The 17,248-nt window shown below is 47.6% G+C and carries 17 protein-coding genes; 1 reads left to right on the forward strand and 16 read right to left on the reverse strand.

Annotation, left to right across the window (positions count from 1 at the left end; genetic code table 11):
* Positions 1 to 54: 54 nt before the first annotated feature.
* Positions 55 to 753, reverse strand: coding sequence for a YggS family pyridoxal phosphate-dependent enzyme (locus GKG43_RS02010; protein ID WP_025657455.1), 699 nt, complete (start codon positions 751 to 753; stop codon positions 55 to 57).
* A 29-nt stretch (positions 754 to 782) separates the two neighbouring features.
* Positions 783 to 2,159: an HlyD family efflux transporter periplasmic adaptor subunit gene (locus GKG43_RS02015; RefSeq protein ID WP_167702509.1), complete on the reverse strand. Its 1,377-nt coding sequence runs from the start codon at positions 2,157 to 2,159 to the stop codon at positions 783 to 785.
* A 143-nt stretch (positions 2,160 to 2,302) separates the two neighbouring features.
* Between GKG43_RS02015 and GKG43_RS02020 the strand changes: the two genes are divergently transcribed.
* On the forward strand, positions 2,303 to 2,506 hold the full coding sequence (locus GKG43_RS02020; protein ID WP_009004217.1) for a DUF378 domain-containing protein: 204 nt from the start codon (positions 2,303 to 2,305) through the stop codon (positions 2,504 to 2,506).
* 117 nt (positions 2,507 to 2,623) lie between these two features.
* Here the strand turns inward: GKG43_RS02020 and GKG43_RS02025 are convergent, their stop codons facing one another.
* The 14 genes from GKG43_RS02025 to GKG43_RS02090 all read right to left on the reverse strand — a co-directional run bounded on the left by GKG43_RS02025 (position 2,624) and on the right by GKG43_RS02090 (position 17,233).
* Positions 2,624 to 3,610 carry a D-alanyl-D-alanine carboxypeptidase gene (locus GKG43_RS02025; protein ID WP_055154440.1) on the reverse strand — a complete coding sequence of 329 codons (987 nt, stop codon included), beginning with the start codon at positions 3,608 to 3,610 and terminating at the stop codon, positions 2,624 to 2,626.
* Entirely contained in the window at positions 3,594 to 3,989 is a 396-nt protein-coding gene (locus tag GKG43_RS02030) for a methylglyoxal synthase (protein WP_050642288.1), read from the reverse strand. Before GKG43_RS02030 ends, GKG43_RS02025 begins: the two co-directional genes overlap by 17 nt.
* Positions 3,990 to 4,004: 15 nt before the next feature.
* Positions 4,005 to 5,135 carry an FtsW/RodA/SpoVE family cell cycle protein gene (locus GKG43_RS02035; RefSeq protein ID WP_044927360.1) on the reverse strand — a complete coding sequence of 377 codons (1,131 nt, stop codon included), beginning with the start codon at positions 5,133 to 5,135 and terminating at the stop codon, positions 4,005 to 4,007.
* A complete protein-coding gene (locus GKG43_RS02040) occupies positions 5,132 to 5,341 on the reverse strand; it encodes a cell division topological specificity factor MinE (RefSeq protein WP_025657450.1) in 210 nt (69 codons plus the stop codon). The genes GKG43_RS02035 and GKG43_RS02040 overlap by 4 nt, the downstream gene beginning before the upstream one ends.
* A gap of 11 nt (positions 5,342 to 5,352) precedes the next feature.
* Entirely contained in the window at positions 5,353 to 6,144 is a 792-nt protein-coding gene (gene minD / locus GKG43_RS02045; RefSeq protein WP_050642287.1) for a septum site-determining protein MinD, read from the reverse strand.
* A gap of 21 nt (positions 6,145 to 6,165) precedes the next feature.
* Entirely contained in the window at positions 6,166 to 6,813 is a 648-nt protein-coding gene (locus tag GKG43_RS02050; RefSeq protein ID WP_050642286.1) for a septum site-determining protein MinC, read from the reverse strand.
* Positions 6,814 to 6,872: 59 nt separating this feature from the next.
* Positions 6,873 to 9,737, reverse strand: a complete 2,865-nt coding sequence (locus GKG43_RS02055; protein ID WP_055154441.1) for a penicillin-binding transpeptidase domain-containing protein — start codon at positions 9,735 to 9,737, stop codon at positions 6,873 to 6,875.
* Entirely contained in the window at positions 9,730 to 10,263 is a 534-nt protein-coding gene (mreD, locus tag GKG43_RS02060) for a rod shape-determining protein MreD (protein ID WP_050642782.1), read from the reverse strand. Before mreD ends, GKG43_RS02055 begins: the two co-directional genes overlap by 8 nt.
* Positions 10,264 to 10,315: 52 nt before the next feature.
* Entirely contained in the window at positions 10,316 to 11,185 is an 870-nt protein-coding gene (gene mreC, locus GKG43_RS02065; protein WP_055154442.1) for a rod shape-determining protein MreC, read from the reverse strand.
* A gap of 1 nt (position 11,186) precedes the next feature.
* Positions 11,187 to 12,209, reverse strand: a complete 1,023-nt coding sequence (locus tag GKG43_RS02070; protein ID WP_055154443.1) for a rod shape-determining protein — start codon at positions 12,207 to 12,209, stop codon at positions 11,187 to 11,189.
* Positions 12,210 to 12,229: 20 nt separating this feature from the next.
* A complete protein-coding gene (gene radC, locus GKG43_RS02075) occupies positions 12,230 to 12,925 on the reverse strand; it encodes a DNA repair protein RadC (protein ID WP_050642282.1) in 696 nt (231 codons plus the stop codon).
* A 119-nt stretch (positions 12,926 to 13,044) separates the two neighbouring features.
* A complete protein-coding gene (locus tag GKG43_RS02080) occupies positions 13,045 to 14,658 on the reverse strand; it encodes an FAD-dependent protein (RefSeq protein WP_050642281.1) in 1,614 nt (537 codons plus the stop codon).
* Entirely contained in the window at positions 14,651 to 15,868 is a 1,218-nt protein-coding gene (locus GKG43_RS02085) for an NAD(P)/FAD-dependent oxidoreductase (RefSeq protein WP_050642280.1), read from the reverse strand. The genes GKG43_RS02080 and GKG43_RS02085 overlap by 8 nt, the downstream gene beginning before the upstream one ends.
* A gap of 72 nt (positions 15,869 to 15,940) precedes the next feature.
* Complete coding sequence (locus GKG43_RS02090; RefSeq protein WP_347561923.1) at positions 15,941 to 17,233, reverse strand: methionine gamma-lyase family protein; 1,293 nt, start codon at positions 17,231 to 17,233, stop codon at positions 15,941 to 15,943.
* Positions 17,234 to 17,248 lie beyond the last annotated feature (15 nt).

The raw sequence follows: 17,248 nt of genomic DNA on the forward strand, positions 1-17,248 counted from the left end.
ATGCCCTCTTAATGCATAAATTTTTTTTGAAAATATACTTTCTGTTCCAGATCCTCATGCCTTAACGGCATAATCTCTGGCACCAAAGATTCCGGTTCCTACACGAACCATGGTCGCGCCCTCTTCTATTGCGACCTCGTAATCATTGGTCATCCCCATTGAAAGTATGCTCACATTAACATTATCAATGTTTTTGTTCTTAATGTCAACAGATAATTTATGTAAATTCTCGAAAATCGGGCGATTATCCTCTGGATTTTCAACAAATGGAGCGATTGTCATGAGTCCGCATACACGAATATGCTTAAATGAGGCAATTTTTTCTATAAATGGAATTACTTCATCAACTTTAAGCCCAAACTTGCTTTCTTCGCCTGCTACATTGACTTCGATCAGGATACTGGCGATGCAGTTTTTCTTTTCTGCCTCTTTCTCAATAACCTGAGCGAGCTTTACAGAATCCACAGAATGGATCAGTTCTGCCTTATCTACGATGTATTTTACCTTATTGGTCTGAAGATGGCCGATCATATGCCAGTGAATGTCATCCGGAAGGGCTTCATACTTTTCCGTAAGCTCTTGGACTTTATTTTCTCCGAATACTCTGACGCCTATATCATATGCCTCCTGAAGTACTGCAATGGGTTTGGTCTTGCTGACCGCGATCAAAGTCACTTCACTGCGCTGCCTCCCTGCGCGGTCACAGGCTGCCTGTATCTTCTCTTCTACTTCTTGCAACTGCTCTTTCAACATAAATAACACTCCTTGCTTATATAATATAGTTAATAGACGACCTCGTCCTCATCCACGGAATCTCCATCCTGGACGATATGGTCGTAATTATAAAGTCCGTAGGAATCCCCTTCCTTGACAATATAATATTCATCGCTTTCTGCGAGGATCGTAACCTGCCGGAAAACAGCATAGCCTTTGTTAATATTAAATACACCCTTTTGGGGCTGTGTCTCTGACAAGACTAATGTCTCCGCGGATTCGGGCTTTACAAGGACGGTGCCCTTCTTCAACATGCAAGTGCTGAGATATACACTGCCATCCTCCGTAGATTTGTAAATGTCAGCGGCCTGGAACACTGCATTGCCGCCTCGCTTTTGAACCATGACTCCCGAAGCGGAGCTGTTGCCGCCCGTAGTGATATACTCTGCGGGCACCACAAAGAACTCTTTCTCCACAACACTGCTTTTCGGAATCTTCAGTCCGCTCTCATCCTCAAGGATGAGCTCTATATTTAAAAATCTGTCTCCGGCATAACGGATCATGGAGTTATCGTAATCCAGCCGTCCATAGTACTCTCCGTCTTTTTTCAGGATGGAAAAGTCTGCCCAGATCGATTCGCTGTCCTTATCTATTCTGGTTTTTATGTAGGTCGTATCAGCCAGTTTGCCCGCCATATCCTTGTCCAATTCTATGATCACAGACCACTTTTCACTTGTGACAAGTTTGTAAGCTGGCTCCCCCTTCTTGACCTGCATATTATCTTCCAGGCTCACCTTTTTATAGCTGCTCCTGTCAAAGTCCGCTTTTTTGAATGAATCTGCGGTTAAGGACTCACAGCCGTCAAAATCAAGAACCATAATTCCGTCCCGCGGTGTCTGATATACATCTGCGCCCGCACCGTTATGGGACAGTACAGCATCCATCTGCGCTGTCTTGGTTTGATTAGAAGCATTCTGCAGGGTGTTGTCGATTTCGTTTTTCAGGGAATAAACAGAGGAGAACTTCTGCGGATTAAAATTCTCGTTAAAGCTCTGCGTTTTTACGATCAGTGTATTCTGCTCTTCTGTGCTCAGAGAAGTCTCCGTGCTCGTCTCCTCCGGATAGGATAACTTTTGCGAGGTAACCGCATAGACATTCGCTCCGGCCTTGATCTTGCTGTTCTCGTTCTGAAAATAATTGATATACCCTGAATTCTCTGCATGAACCACTGTTTCCTCACGGAGGATGAGCCCTGTGTAGGAATTGTCCGTCAGAATACTGCCTTCTCTTACCTCATAAACAGAGATCTTCTTTGCAGCAGCATACATGACAATCGTTACGATAAGATAGATAAATACAATTGCAAAAATAAAGATGCCGATATTCATCTCGCGTTTTCTTTTATACTTATTAATACTGATGGAATTGTCCTTCCGTGATGCCAAACTAATCTTCCTCCTGTACCGTAAATCAAATTTCAAAATGATACTATTATTATGATAACTTTACCAGTATAACATTTTTAAATGTATATTTCCAGTTTTTGTGGCAATAATAAGAGCATTGATATTGAAAAGGAGGAAATAATATGAAGTGGTTTGATAACACTGCTCTGACACTTGTGATTATCGGGGCGGTCAACTGGCTTCTGGTTGGCATTTTTCGATTTGATTTAGTAGCCTTTCTCTTTGGAAATTTAAGCTGGCTTTCCAGAATAATTTATACGATTGTCGGCCTGTGTGGTCTTTACCTCATCAGCTTGTTCGGCAGAATCAAAAACATGTCAGAGTAGATGAAAAAGGTCGCTTCAAAGGAGCGAAACAACAGGGAACCCGGTGGAAGGGCATGCCGTTTTAGGTGCGTCCGTCCATCGGGTTCTTTGCTTTTAGTCTGAGATAGTTATCTATGCCTAATCGACTGCCTCTGCGGCTGCAGCCGGTCTTTCGCCTGCAGACAGCATCGCGCTCATCTGGCCGTACAAGAGATCTTTTGTCCCCGCCCCCATTATAATGGATATATAGGGATCGGATTGCGAATCCTTGCTGTATAAGATGACACAGGAGCCGGCTTCGTCGGTAGTCCCTGTTTTACCTCCGATAACCTGGACGCCTTCCGGATCGGGAATCAGATCCTGGGAATAAAAATTGGTAGCCTCCCACACCTCACTGCGTACGCTTCCGTCCGATGAGGTAAGTGTTCCAGTATAGGATTCCTTCGATATGATATCCATGAAACGCTGATCCTTTATACAGGCATTGAAGATCAGGTATAAATCGTATGCCGTAGTGTAATGATTATCGTCCTGCAGGCCATGGGGATTGACGAAATGAGTATTGGTTGCTCTCAGGGAAGCGGCCTCCGCATTCATCATATCTGCAAATGCTTCCACACTGCCGGCCACATGTTCCGCGATCGCCACCGCACAGTCATTGCCGGAATAGAGTAAAAGCCCGCAGAGCAGATCGTAAAGTGAAACCGTATCTCCGGTCTGAAGGCCGCATGTCTGCTCGTCCTCGGCAAACTGAGTTGCATTGGGGCCAACGGTTACCGTATCCTCCAGATTCCCGTATTTCAGCGTCACATAGGCTGTCATAATCTTTGTTGTACTGGCCGGAAAAAGTCTTTCATGAATCTTACTGGCATAAAGTACCTTCTTATCTTTTATATCAAAAAGACCCGCAGCATGCAGGCTCGGGTCCGCACTGTAACCCTCCAGGGCAACATCGGTGTCTGTTACACACAGACCGGCCGCTGACAGGGTTCCTCTGTATAGTGAACGGTTATACTGTTCCTGTTCGTATACTTCTGTTTTTAGTACTTCCTTGCTGCATCCTGTGATGAGCACGGACAGAAACAGGCACAGAGCAAGAACAGCTTTTTTACTTATACATCTCACGCCAGTCCAGGTCTCCTCTGTCTAATGCCAAAATCAAAGCCTCCGCGGTTGCTATATTCGTTGCAATAGGTATATTGTACATATCACATAGTCTTACAATATCGTTCACATCCGGCTCATGGGAGCGCGGTGTCAGCGGATCCCGGAAAAAGATAAGCAGATCCATTTCATTGTGTTCGATCTGGGCTCCAATCTGCTGCTTCCCGCCTAAATGGCCCGCAAGATATTTATGGATATTCAGGTTTGTGACGCTTTCCACAAGAGCCCCTGTTGTCTCTGTAGCAAACAGATGATGCTTGCTCAAAATCCCCCTGTATGCTATGCAGAAGTTCTGCATTAATTTCTTTTTTGCATCGTGTGCTACTAATCCTATGTTCATGTCCTGTAATCTCCTCTACTGATATTTATTGGGCTGCAGACCGACATTCAGCACAAAGCCGATCCCCATATAAAAACATACGACAGAAGTCATTCCGTAACTCACAAAAGGCAGGGAAATTCCTGTATTCGGGAATATCTGAGTAGCCACACTGATATTGATAAAACTCTGCACTCCTATCAGTGTGGCGACGCCTCCGCAGATAAGCCGCCCTCCTGTGTCTTTTGCTTTTACTCCTATCAAAATACACGTTATTACAATTAATAATAACAAAATTATGACCACACAACAACCCACAAATCCTAATTCTTCTCCAATAATTGCGAAAATAAAATCCGTTTGGGGTTCGGAAATGAAATTTCCGTTCTTTACAGAGGTCGTGGTATTGCTGTTATAGCCCTTACCCGACAACTGTCCTGAACCGATGGCCATCACAGAGTTAATCTGCTGATAAGCTTCATCTGTAGCGTATTTTTCGGGCTCCAGCCAGGCCAGGATCCTCGCCTGTTGGTAATCTTTCAAAAAGGGCTGGTTAGGCTGTACGACAATGGTCAGAAACAGCGCAGCAGTCGGTATGGTAATTGCCAGGACAGTACCGATAAACTTGTAGCTTAAGCCTCCCATATATAACATAATACAAAATACGGTTGCCAGACAGATCGTGTTTGAAAGGTTTGGCTGCTTGTATATGAGGATCAGGGAAGGCAGGATGAGCGCGGCCGCCTGGATAATCGTCTTTTTATTATTAATCGCCTGTTCCCGCTCCATCAGAAACTTCGCAAAGAACAGAATCGTTATGATCTTAGTCAGGTCAGACGGCTGAAACTGGACAAATCCGAGATTCAGCCATCTGGTAGCTCCATTGATATTCTCACCGAAAAACAGCACCGCCAGAAGCAGAACGATATTCACGCCGTATAAAAGCCAGTACATATTCAGGACCCATTCGTAATCTATCAGCGAAATAACGATCATGGCAATCGTACCCATCACAACACCGGCAATCTGTTTTCCCTGCACAGATGCCTGTGCACTTCCCACCACAAAGATCCCGATAATAGAGATTGTGGTCACAAGTGCGACAAGGCTGAATTTATAATCTTTTAAGTTATACCTTTGCTTAATATTCAGAAAATTAAATTTCAATAGTTCTCTCCTGTAATCTTAATATGTATATCTGAATGGGTTATCTTCATGTGAAAATCTTCCGGTTTTACTTCCAGATACTTGGAAACTGTATGATACATATCTGAAGAAAATTTTTCCGCTGTTTCGGGTGTACACTGCATTCTGTCTGCCATAAGCAGGGTTTTCAATCTTTCTTTTGCAACGTGAACAGATGGTACACTCATAATATTCCCTCCTAATTCTTTTTAAATAGGCTGGAAAATCTTGCAAAAATACCTTCCGGTTTGTTGAAATCTTCAATTGGAAGTTCTTCCCCCAGGATGCGCCTGCATACATTATGATAGGCATGTCCGGACATACAGTCGGCTCCTACGATTGGCTCGCCCTGATTGGTTGCGATGACAACATGTTCGTCGTCCGGAATCACACCCAGCAGATTGATGGCCAGTATCTCGGTTACATCATCCACGGACATCATATCTCCGCGCTTTACCATATCCACACGGAGACGGTTGATAATCAGGTCGTTTTTCTTGATGCCATGTGCTTCCAGCAGGCCGATGATCCGGTCCGCGTCCCGTATGGCAGATACTTCCGGAGTTGTGACCACAATCGCCCTGCCGGCCCCTGCCACAGCATTCTCAAATCCCTGCTCAATCCCTGCCGGGCAGTCCAGAAGTATGTAATCAAATTCGTCTTTTATGTCAGCGATTAATTTGCGCATCTGCTCAGGAGATACGGCTGTCTTGTCCTTGGTCTGGGCAGACGGCAGAAGGTACAGCTCCGGAAAACGTTTATCCCTAATTAAAGCCTGTTTCAGCCTGCAGCTGCCTTCGATGACATCCACCAGATTATATACAATCCGGTTCTCCAGTCCCATAACGACATCCAGGTTTCTCAGGCCCAGATCCGTGTCGATCACGATGACTTTTTTACCAAGCTGCGATAAACCAATTCCAATATTTGCTGTCGTTGTCGTCTTTCCGACCCCGCCTTTTCCTGATGTGATGACAATTACTTCTCCCATGTTTTCTTCCTCCTACAACTTCTATTCGTCCACAAGTGGATCCACGTAAATCCTGCGTCCGTCAACCACCGCTATCTTGGGCCCCCGGATGCTGAGGCTTTCCTGATAGATGACCTGACGCTTTGCTTCAATATCGCCAATTCGAAGTTGTTTCGGCTGCATGGCCAGAGCTACGATGAACGCATCTCTGCTGCCCGCAGCTCCTGCATGGACTGAACCAGACAGAGAACCAACAATGACAACGTTTCCTTTGGCAATTACTTTAGCACCCAGCTCAACATCACCAAGAATGATGATGCTCGAATCGGATTCCAGCACCTGTCTTTTGCTTAAAGTACCTCTGTAGAACTGCCCTTCCCGTTTCTGCATATTGGTGAGCGTATTCTCTACAATGCTTTTGTATGTCAATTCATTGGTCTCGTCCCTGTCTATAATGCAGACAATGTCAATCCCCGTTATCTCGGCGATCGTATGAAGGACCGCCTGTTCTTCCTGGTCTGAGAGCTTCCTGTCCAGAAATGTAACCGCCATCTTGGCCCCCTCAAAGAACTTCGCCGAGTCTTTGAATTTAGAGGCCACGCTTTCCAGTAAAACGTCAAATGGCACTTCCGGATTCAGATGAACCTCAATCCCATATCTGTTGCTCTTAATTGTTACCAGCTTGTCCATGTATCTTCTTCACATCCTTTTCTGGTACTATAAGCACCGGAACCTGCGCAATGTAGTACTTAGTCGCCTGCAATAGCTGAACCAAGCTGTGCGGCAGAACCAGTGATCAATTCTTCTTTGTCGGCAAGCTTAAAGTTCGCCCTGACAATATCCCTGCCGATCTCGGCAGCGTAGGATGAGCTGTAACCGTTTGCGATACGCACTGAAATTGCAATCTCCGGAGATTCCGCAGGTGCAAATCCAACAAACAAACCATGATCCGGATGGATCTCGCTCTGCTGCGCAGTACCTGTCTTACCCGCCATGGAAATCTCCAATCCCGAAAAACTGGATGTATAACCGATCATGGCGATCATTCCCTGATGAACCAGATCCCATGTGGTACTGCTTACATCTTTAATCTCGTTCGTGACGACAGGTTCATACTGCTTGATGATCTTACCGTTGACATCCGTTGTCTTATCCAACAGGGTCAGCTTATATACAGTCCCCTTATTTGCTACAGTTGACACATATCTGTTCAGCTGGCTGACCGTATAGTTGTTAGTGCCCTGTCCGATTGCGGACAGCACGGAGTATTCATCCGATATCTGCGGTTCTGATTCCGGTATTTCGATGCCCGATTTTTCACCTAGCCCGAATTCTTCCGCATACTTTGCGAGCGCTTTGACGCCTTTATCGCTGTCGTAATTACCATCTTTATCAAGTCCCAGGTCATATCCGACTTCATAGTAAAAGTCATTGCAGGAAACCTTAAGGGCTCCGACAACATCAAGCATACCATGGGCCCCGGGATAGACCCAGCACCTCGGGCTTGGCGTGACCTTGTCAAATTCGCCGGAGCAGTTAATATACGAACCGCCATCTATGACGCCTTCCGTAAGCGCTGCTACAGAAGAAAGCATCTTGTAGGTGGAACCCGGTGCAGTGCGTTCCTGTGTTGCATTATTGTAAAACGGACGGGAAAGCCCGGTTACAAGCTGATTATAATACTTGGAGTCCATGGTGTTGGCCAGACGGTTATTATCGTATCCCGGATAGGATACACACGCCAGCACTTCTCCAGTATTCGGGTCGCTGACAACGGCAGAGCCTGTACAAGGTTCCAGTGCAAGCTGCCCGGGCGTAATCTCCAGACTCTGGATCTTTTGGCGCAGCCATGCGTAAGAATTTACGCTGCCGTCAATCAGACCGTTATATGTTCCCTCATCCATGGGCAGGACACCCTGCTCATATACCATGGCGCAGACCTGACCGCCAGTGATACTACCTGATTTTATAAGATATTTGTAGAGAAGTTTGTCGAAATTAACATCTGAAACCAAATAATCTTGTAAAAATGTTAAAATTCCCTGATAAATTTCTGCGGAATCGGAATATTTCTCTGCTGAGACATAATCAGACAGCTTTGATGTATCAATCCAGTTCTTGGAAATTGCATAATTCAGATACTGGTTCAGGCTGATCGTCTCATCCGTTGTCCACTGTTTATATATCTCATCACCGGTATCAATGGAATCCTGCATCAAAACCCCTGCGGCCTCCTGCAGGACGTCAATAGAGACATAATCCATATAAGCTTTCATTTCAGCCGAAAGATCCTTATAGGCAGCGGCGCCGCTGTTATTCAGCTCTCCGATGATCTCCTGGATCGCCGCAGTTTTTCTGTCCGAAAAGATTCCATATACCTGTTTTTCTACTGTTTTGGCATCTTCTGCCCCAAAATGTGTCTCATCGATAATCTCATTTGCGATAAATGCATTGTAGGCATCATCCACAGGAATGATGATATGTGACGAATCGCTCGTCTGACTCGGGTCATAATTCATCTGGTCACTGAGCTTGGACAGCACAATTCCGGCCAGTTTTTCTTCGATCAGCTGATACGTCTGCTCCTGCAGGTCTTTGTCAATCGTCAGATAGACGTCATTGCCGGCTTCCGGGTCTTTACTGCTGACCGTCTCAGTTACCTTGCCGACACTGTCCACGTAATACTGCGTCTGTCCCTTTGTGCCCTGGAGCACCTCATCCATGGTCTGTTCAAGCCCGGATTTGCCGATAATGTCGGTCTGGGAATATTTCTTTTTCTGATCCTTATCCAGGGAGTTATATTCTTCCTGTGATATCTTGCCGGTATAGCCGATGATGGAAGCAAAATACTTGCTGTTCGTGTAACGGCGCATGGAATCTTCCGCGATATCCACCCCTTCCAACTGGTCCAGATTCTCCATAATAGAGGCCACGGTCTCATCACTTACATCGGTGGCCAGTGTAGTCGGAATATATTTCTGAAAGCTGTTCAGGCCGATTGCGTATCGGAGATTCACCATTTTCAGGATATACGTCTTGTCCAGTGATTTGACATCCAGGCCGTAACCATAAGTTTCATCCGTACACAGATAATTGATGATATCCTCTGCGGATGCATTGCGCTGCTTGTCCTTCAGCTCGTCAATTGTTTTGAGCCCATAGACGTCCGCGATAAAACGCAGCTTAAGCGTCTCGTTTGTCTGTGTAAACTCATAATTTCCCGCAGAATCCAGAACCACTCCAAAGTCGCTGATTACGGAATCCCCATTGGACTCCACGATGTTTATGATCTTATCCAGGATCTCATTCAGGATCCGGTTCTTTTCTTTCCGGGTGTCGGCGGTGATATTATCTTCTATTGTCACGGAATACGCCAGCTCGTTATAGGCCAGGGGGTTGCCGTTTCTGTCATAGATATTGCCTCGTGTGCCCGGCACCTCCCGGGTCTTTCGGATCTGCAGCTTATAGTTGTCCAGATAATACTGTCCTTTTACAATCTGAAGATAAAATACGCGGTTGATCAGTACCGCAAATAAGATACAGAATGCAAGGATTAAAACAAACAGCCGTGACTTTACGATCCGATAAATTGCATCTTTTATACGCTCAAACAAATTTACTTGCACTCCTTTTTTCATCTGCTTCCAGTTTATGGTTAAAATATAAAATCAATGGGTATAATCCGAGAGCAATCACAATAGTATATATGAGCTCCGGAATGATATTATGACTGAAATAGTATATAAAATTAAATTCACTGCGCAGCATGAACATCAACAGGTAAATGACAAGTCCGTATAGGAACTCGCTTGCTGCAATCAGTAATAGCGGCAGTTTGACGTCTTCGTCGTAATATACCTGCTGAAACAGGCCGTTGACAAATCCCAGCAGCAGATAGATCAGGGCATAAAATCCGATGATTCCGCCAAACTGGATATCCATAAGCAGGCCGGAAAAGAAGCCGACCAGCATCCCGTCCTTTGAACCTCTCATGAAACCAAAAGAAGCTGTTAGAATAATCATAAGGTTTGGTTTGATTGAAGCGAGAGCCAGGTGCGGGAACAGCGTGCACTGCAGCAGATAGCATACAATCAGTATAACCGCCGTTACGCCTGCTCTTTTTGCCTTCATCTTTTTCATCTGCCGTATTCCCCTTTCCTGCCGGATATTGCATACTTCCATTTGCTTTTCATTATTCTTCTGCGTCCTTGCCTGTGAGATCCGCCTTTGTTGTTGTAATTACGAGCACCTCCTGGAGGTTCTTAAAGTCCACGACGGGTGTAATATATCCGGAGCGGGTCAGGTTATTGGAATCTACGGTGATCTCACTGATATAACCAATCAGGATTCCCTGAAGATATTTAGGACTGATATGAGAGGTGACGATCTGGTCTCCCACCTGCACTTTATTTTCATTGTTTTCCATCTGTTCAAAACGGATTTTCCCGTCATTGATCAGAGAAAGATCCCCTCTTACCATACACTTGTCGAATGTGGAAAGTGACATGCCGCTTACGTTGCTGGAGTCATCGATGATGGAACGGACCGTGGACCATGTGGGGCCTGTTTTGATGACAATTCCGACCAGGCCGCTTCCAGCCAGTACGTTCATATCTACCTTAATCCCGTCATTGCTTCCTTTGTCAATCGTAAAGGTACTGAACCAGTTGCCGGAATCTTTTGCGATGACATGGGCGCCTGTTTTCTCATATTCGGTATAGTTCTGATCCAGTTTATACAGCGCCTGCAGCCGTTCCAGTTCATACTTTTCCTCCTGCAGGTTGTTATTCTCGGTGATCAGTTCATCTACCTTTGCCTGCAGTTTTTCGTTTTCCTTCCTCACCTGCTGCAGCGTGTCGAAATTGTCGCATATGTCGCCCAGCCAGGTGCCGATCTGATTGATGCCTTTCTGCATGGGAATGACTGTTACGCTGGCAATCCCTTTGAACGGCCCCTCCGCTTTGTCGGAAAATACGGAAAGCACCATCAACAGGATGCAGAACAGAGAAAGCCCTGCCAGCCAGTATTTATTTGTCGACGAGGTTTGATTTTTCTTTTTCATATTATCTCAGCCACCTATAATCTTCATCTAACATGGAATATGTTAACTTACTGTAATCTTTGTTCAGTACAATCTTCTTGAGCCCGCTTACTGCACAGAGCTCAGGATTTTGTACCGTCCGCACTCCAAGGCCGGTGCTTTCCTCCAGATATGTAGACAGCCCTTTCAGATTGGCCAGGCCGCCGGTCAGGCAGATTCCGTTCTGGTCAATCCCCCTTCGTACATCCGGGGGTGTTCTGTCTATCATGGATTTGATGGCGCGGACGCAGTCAGACAGCGGCTCTTTCATGGCCGCCCTGACGAGTCCGATAGGAATGCTTTTCTGCTCCGGAACACCCGTAATAAGATTTCTTCCGGCAACAGTCAGCGAAGCATCTGCCGCCTGGTCAAATACCCCGAATTCCCGTCTCAACGTTTCGGCTGTCAGGCGGCCGATCAGAAAGTCACGGTTATGCCGGACGAGATGAGTGATGGCATTGTCAAAATGGATGCCGCCGATCTGGATCAAACGGTTCAAAACCATACCGCCGGAGGCAATCACAGATAATTCCGTTGTCTCCCCTCCGATATTGACGATAAAGATGCCCTTTTCATTCCAGATGTCTATATCCATGCCCAGAGCATCGGCAATCCCCCGCTCTACAATCCGGACGGATTTGGCTTTTGCAGTTGAATGGAATACGAGGTCGTAGAAAGCCCTCTTCTCTACCTCAGTCACGTCCGTAGGAACCGCGATTACGTATTCGGCGCCGCGGGAAAACTGCCGGTCCATTTTTAACAGATTCTGGAGCAGATACTGCATGTCATCAAAATGTGCAATCACCCCGTTGTGCATGGGGAATACCACCTTGATATTATCCGGCGCTTTTTCATACATCTTATATGCTTCGTCGCCTACGGAAAAAATATACTTTTTGTCCTGCATGGCGATAACATTCTTGGCTTTCCAGATCTCCTCTTTTTTCTTATCATATACTTTTATCTCATATGTTCCCAAATCGAGTCCATATACATTTCTGGCCATTGTATAACCTTCCCCTATCCTTATATAAGTCCCTTTTCCCGCATACTGATATAACAATTATTGCCGATCACCAGATGATCCAGCAGCTCGATCCCAATCAATATACCGGCATCCTTTATCCTTCTTGTAACAAGGATGTCATCCTTGCTCGGTGTCGGGTCTCCGCTGGGATGGTTGTGCAGCAGTACGATAGAAACCGCATTTTTCTGCAGCGCTTCTACAAACAGCTCGCGGGGCGAGATTACGGCCGAATTGACCGTCCCCTTTGATATATCAGTCTCCCCGATTAAGCGGGTTTTTGTGTTCAGAAGCAGAAGCTTCATGGTCTCCTGCCTTTTGTGACGCATGTCTTCCATATAATAACGGGCGACTGAGGCCGGGCTTGTAAAGTTCAGCCCAATCTCCGCAGCTGCCTTGGAGAGCCTTTTGGAAAGCTCGGACAGGCATAGGATCTGTACTGCCTTAACCTTGCCGACTCCACGGACTAAAAGAAGCTGTTCCTTTGTCCACTGATGAATGCTCAGGATGCCCTCCTGGGCAAAATCGGGATGCAGAAGCTTCTCCGCAAGCTGCAGGGAATTCTCTCCCCGTGTCCCTGTACGCAGTAAAACAGCCAGTAATTCAATGTCCGTCAAATTACTCGCTCCATATTTGGCGCATTTCTCATAAGGGCGCGCTTCTTCCAACATCTCTTTCATTGTATTGTTTTGGTTCATATAATTATTTCAGACTGCGGATGGCTCAATACAATGATTTATTTTAGCATAAATTAAAAATCATGTATAGGTCTGCTATTCTTAATTTTTTGTGAAGTCGGATAAGAGCTTAAACTTACTCAAGTATACTTTGGTGTATATTTCTGAATAAGTGCTTCGGCTGTCTTGATCCCATCCATCGCTGCAGAGGTGATTCCCCCTGCATACCCGGCGCCCTCTCCGCATGGATATAGTCCGGAGGCAGCAGGGCTTTCGAAGTCCTCGTTTCTGATAATTCTGACAGGAGAAGAGGTTCGGCTTTCCACACCGGAAAGCATAGCATCTTCTCTTGCAAATCCATGGATTTTATGATCCATGGCATAGATGCCTTCTTCCAGGGAATCTGCCAGAACGTTCGGGAAAATATTCCTGACGTTGGAGAAGGTCCAGGGACCTTTGATCTGAGGCAGGATTGTTCCGGGCTCTGTTGTGAGGCGGCCGCTGCAGAAGTCACCGAAGCGCTGAACCGGAACTTTCCCGTTTCCTTCCTTCCATGCGCGTTCCTCCAGCATTCGCTGGAATTCCACGCCTGCAAGCGGGTGATCCGTCCCGTAATCTTCTGGTGTTACAGTGACAATGACCGCGCTGTTCGCATTGGCTCCGTCTCTCGCGTGGTAGCTCATCCCATTGACTGCCAGGCGGCCCTCCTCGGAGGAGGCATTGACGACGTATCCCCCCGGACACATGCAGAAGGTATAGGCTCCTCTTCCGTTGGAAAGCTGTGCCGTCAGTTTATAGGATGCGGCGGGTAGTTCCGGGCAGTCTGTCTTTCCATACTGGCACTGGCTGATCATCGACTGGGGATGTTCAATTCTCACCCCTACGGCAAAGGACTTTGCCTGAATAGGGATTTGTCTGTCATACAGCATCCGGAAAGTATCCCGCGCACTGTGGCCCACGGCAAGAACCAGAAGCTCCGTGTCCAGCGCCTCCCTGTTGTTTACAACGACCTGTTTGATGCGGGGCTCTTCGGAGGGGGCGGCCAAATCCAGCAGGATATCGGTCACCTGGCTGTGGAACCGGACTTCTCCGCCCAGTTCCAGTATGCTCTGACGCATATTCTTGACCACATCGATCAGAACGTCGGTGCCTATATGGGGCTTCTGTTCAAAAAGGATACGCTCAGGAGCACCATGTGCAGCAAATGTCTCCAGGACAAAGCGGTTTCTTCCTTTGGAATCTTTGACCAGTGTATTCAGCTTGCCGTCTGAAAAAGTGCCTGCTCCTCCTTCCCCGAACTGGACGTTGGAGGACAAATTCAGGCGGCCGCCGTTCCAGAAATCTTCCACATCTTTGATCCGCTCCTCCACGCAGCCCCCCCGTTCCAGAAGCAGCGGCCGGTATCCGCTTTTAGCCAGCAGATAGGCGCAGAACATTCCGGCCGGGCCGCTGCCTGCGATGACCGGCCTGCGGCTTAGCGGAATGCTGCCCGGGGCGGGCGGCTGATAGGCGCTGACACGGATCTGCCGCACCTGCTTTCCGGCTCTTTTCAGAACCTGGTTCTCATGCCTGACCTCGGCATCCACCGTATAGGAAAAGAACACATCCGGTTTTTTCCGGGCGTCGATGGACTGCTTTGCTATGCGCCATCCAAGCAGATCGGACTTTTTAACGGATAGGGTTTTTAAAAGCTTTTTCTCTAATTCCTCCGGAGTATGCCCCGGGTGTAGATTGATCTGGCTGACTCTAAGCACCGGCAGCCTCCTTTCCGGCTACATAGCCGCTGGACCATGCCCACTGCAGATTGTAGCCTCCGCACAGACCGTCCACATCCAGAATTTCCCCTGCAAAATACAGGCCGGGGACAAAACGGGATTCCAGATTGTCTGTGACTTCCTCCGTATTGACGCCTCCTCGGCAGACCTGGGCCTGCTCAAAGGAGTTGGTCTCCGTTATTTCCGTAGAAAAATGCTGTATCAGGCGTGCAAGGGCAAGGACCTCTTCCACGGTCCAGTCTCCAACCGCCGCGGACGGGTCAAGATGTGCCAGTTTCAGCCACAGTGCGGAGAGCTTTTTATGGAACAGGCCGACAAAGAATTCTTCTGCTGTTTTTTGCGGACGGGCGGCAATCCGTTTTTTCAAAAAGGCCAGAAATTGTTCTTCTGTAAAATCAGGCATAAAATTCAATACTGCGGTTACCGACTTTTTTTCATAGAGACCGATAGCGGCGCAGCGGCTGACCTGAAAAACCGGGATTCCCGATATGCCATAACCGGTAAGCTGGATCTCCCCAGTATCCTTTGCCTGGCATTCACCGTCCGTATAGACAGACACGCTTCCTCCGACACGAACACCGGCGATGCTTTTATAGAAGTTCTCTCTGCATTTCAACTGCACAAGGGAGGGAAGAACCGGAACCAGACGGTGTCCCAGCTGTTTTGCCAGGCCATAGCCGGAACCATCGGAACCCGTGGATGGAGCAGCCTTGGAACCGGCGGCCAGGATGACCTTCTGTACACGGAAACTGCCGTGATCTGTCTGCAGCAGAAATCCTTTTTTATTCGGAATGATTTCTCTGCATTCTGTCTCCGTATGGATCTCTATCCCCAGGCGGCGCGCCTCCATGCGCAGCACTTCCAGGACCGCGGATGCCTGGTCAGACTGCGGGTAGAGATATCCGTTCCTGTTTTTAGAATAGATGCCCAGTTCCAGAAAAAATGCGATTGTCTGCTGCGCATTGAATTTTTCAATGATCTTCCAGGGAAAGAGAACATTTTCAGAGTGGTAGCAGATCGGTTCCTGGTGCAGGTTCGTAAAATTGCACCTGCCGTTTCCTGTCGCCAGAATTTTTCTGCCCACCCGGTCCTTATGTTCAAGAATACAGACCCCGGCGCCGTTTCGCGCGGCGGTAATGGCTGCCATCAGGCCGGATGCCCCGCCCCCGATTACTGCAACTTTATTCATGGATGTGCCTCCTTTTCTTCTTTGTGCCTTGTGGTTGAATGCTGCCTGCAGCAATGAATTTTCAGACACGCTCTAATATTGCAGCAGGGATTCGGCTGAGATAATTCCTGCGTCCACCATGCTCTGCAATGATTTCAGGATACCAAGTTTGGCATGTGGCCATGTCAGCCCGCCCTGGAAATAAACCGCGTAGGGCGGTTTGATCGGACCGTCCGCACTCAATTCGATAGAGGAGCCCTGGACAAACGCGCCGGCCGCCATGATTACATCGCTGTCATATCCCGGCATGGCCCAGGGTTCCGGTGTTACGTAACTGTCGACAGGAGCTGCGGCCTGGATGCCCTTGCAGAATGCAATTACGCCTTCGGGAGTTCCCAGTTCCACTGCCTGGATGATATCATGCCTGCTTTCCCTGCTGTCAGGTATCACGCCAAATCCCAGCTTTTCATACAGATATGCGGCGAATACGGCACCTTTTACTGCACTGCACACTACGGTAGGGGCCAGAAAGAATCCCTGGTAAAAGGACTGCATGACGCCAAGAGATGCGCCGACCTCCCTGCCAAGTCCAGGGGATGTCAGGCGGTACGCGCAGTTTTCGATCAGCGCCTCCTTTCCGGCAATGTACCCGCCTATGGGAGCCAGACCGCCGCCCGGATTTTTGATCAGGGAACCTACGATCATATCCGCGCCCACATCGCTCGGTTCGATGGTTTCGACAAATTCTCCGTAACAGTTGTCTACCATACAGATAACATCCGGTTTGATCCCTTTGATAAAGGCGATCAGTTCTCCGATTTTATGAACGGAATAGCTGGGACGTGTCTGATAGCCTTTGGAGCGCTGTATGGTAACCAGCTTTGTCTTTTCGTTCAGCGCCGCTTTGATTGCCGGATAGTCAAAATATCCGTTTTCCAGCAGTTCCACCTGGCGGTAGGTGATGCCGTATTCTGCCAGGGAACCTTTTGATTCACGGATTCCGATTACTTCTTCCAGGGTGTCATAAGGTTTGCCCACGGGAGAAAGCAGCTCGTCCCCGGGACGCAGGTTTGCCGCAAGGGCAAGGGCAAGGGCGTGGGTCCCGCAGGTAATCTGCGGACGTACCAGAGCGGCTTCCGTATGGAAGGCGCTGGCGTACACCGCTTCCAGGGTATCCCTGCCCTGGTCGTTGTAACCGTATCCGCTTGCAAACTGAAAACAGCCTTCGTTAACACGGTTTTCCTGCATCGCATGCAGTACCTTCAGCTGATTGAATTCCGCAGTCTTTTCAAACTCACGGAACCGGGGGGCAAGCTCCTCTTCCGCCTTGCGCCCGAATTCGTATACTTCTTTTTGGATACCTAATTCTTCATATATCTGATTCATTTCTAAGCTCATACT

Origin of the sequence: Eubacterium sp. BIOML-A2 (assembly GCF_009680135.1) — a bacterium.
Lineage (GTDB): Bacteria > Bacillota > Clostridia > Lachnospirales > Lachnospiraceae > Faecalicatena > Faecalicatena contortus_B.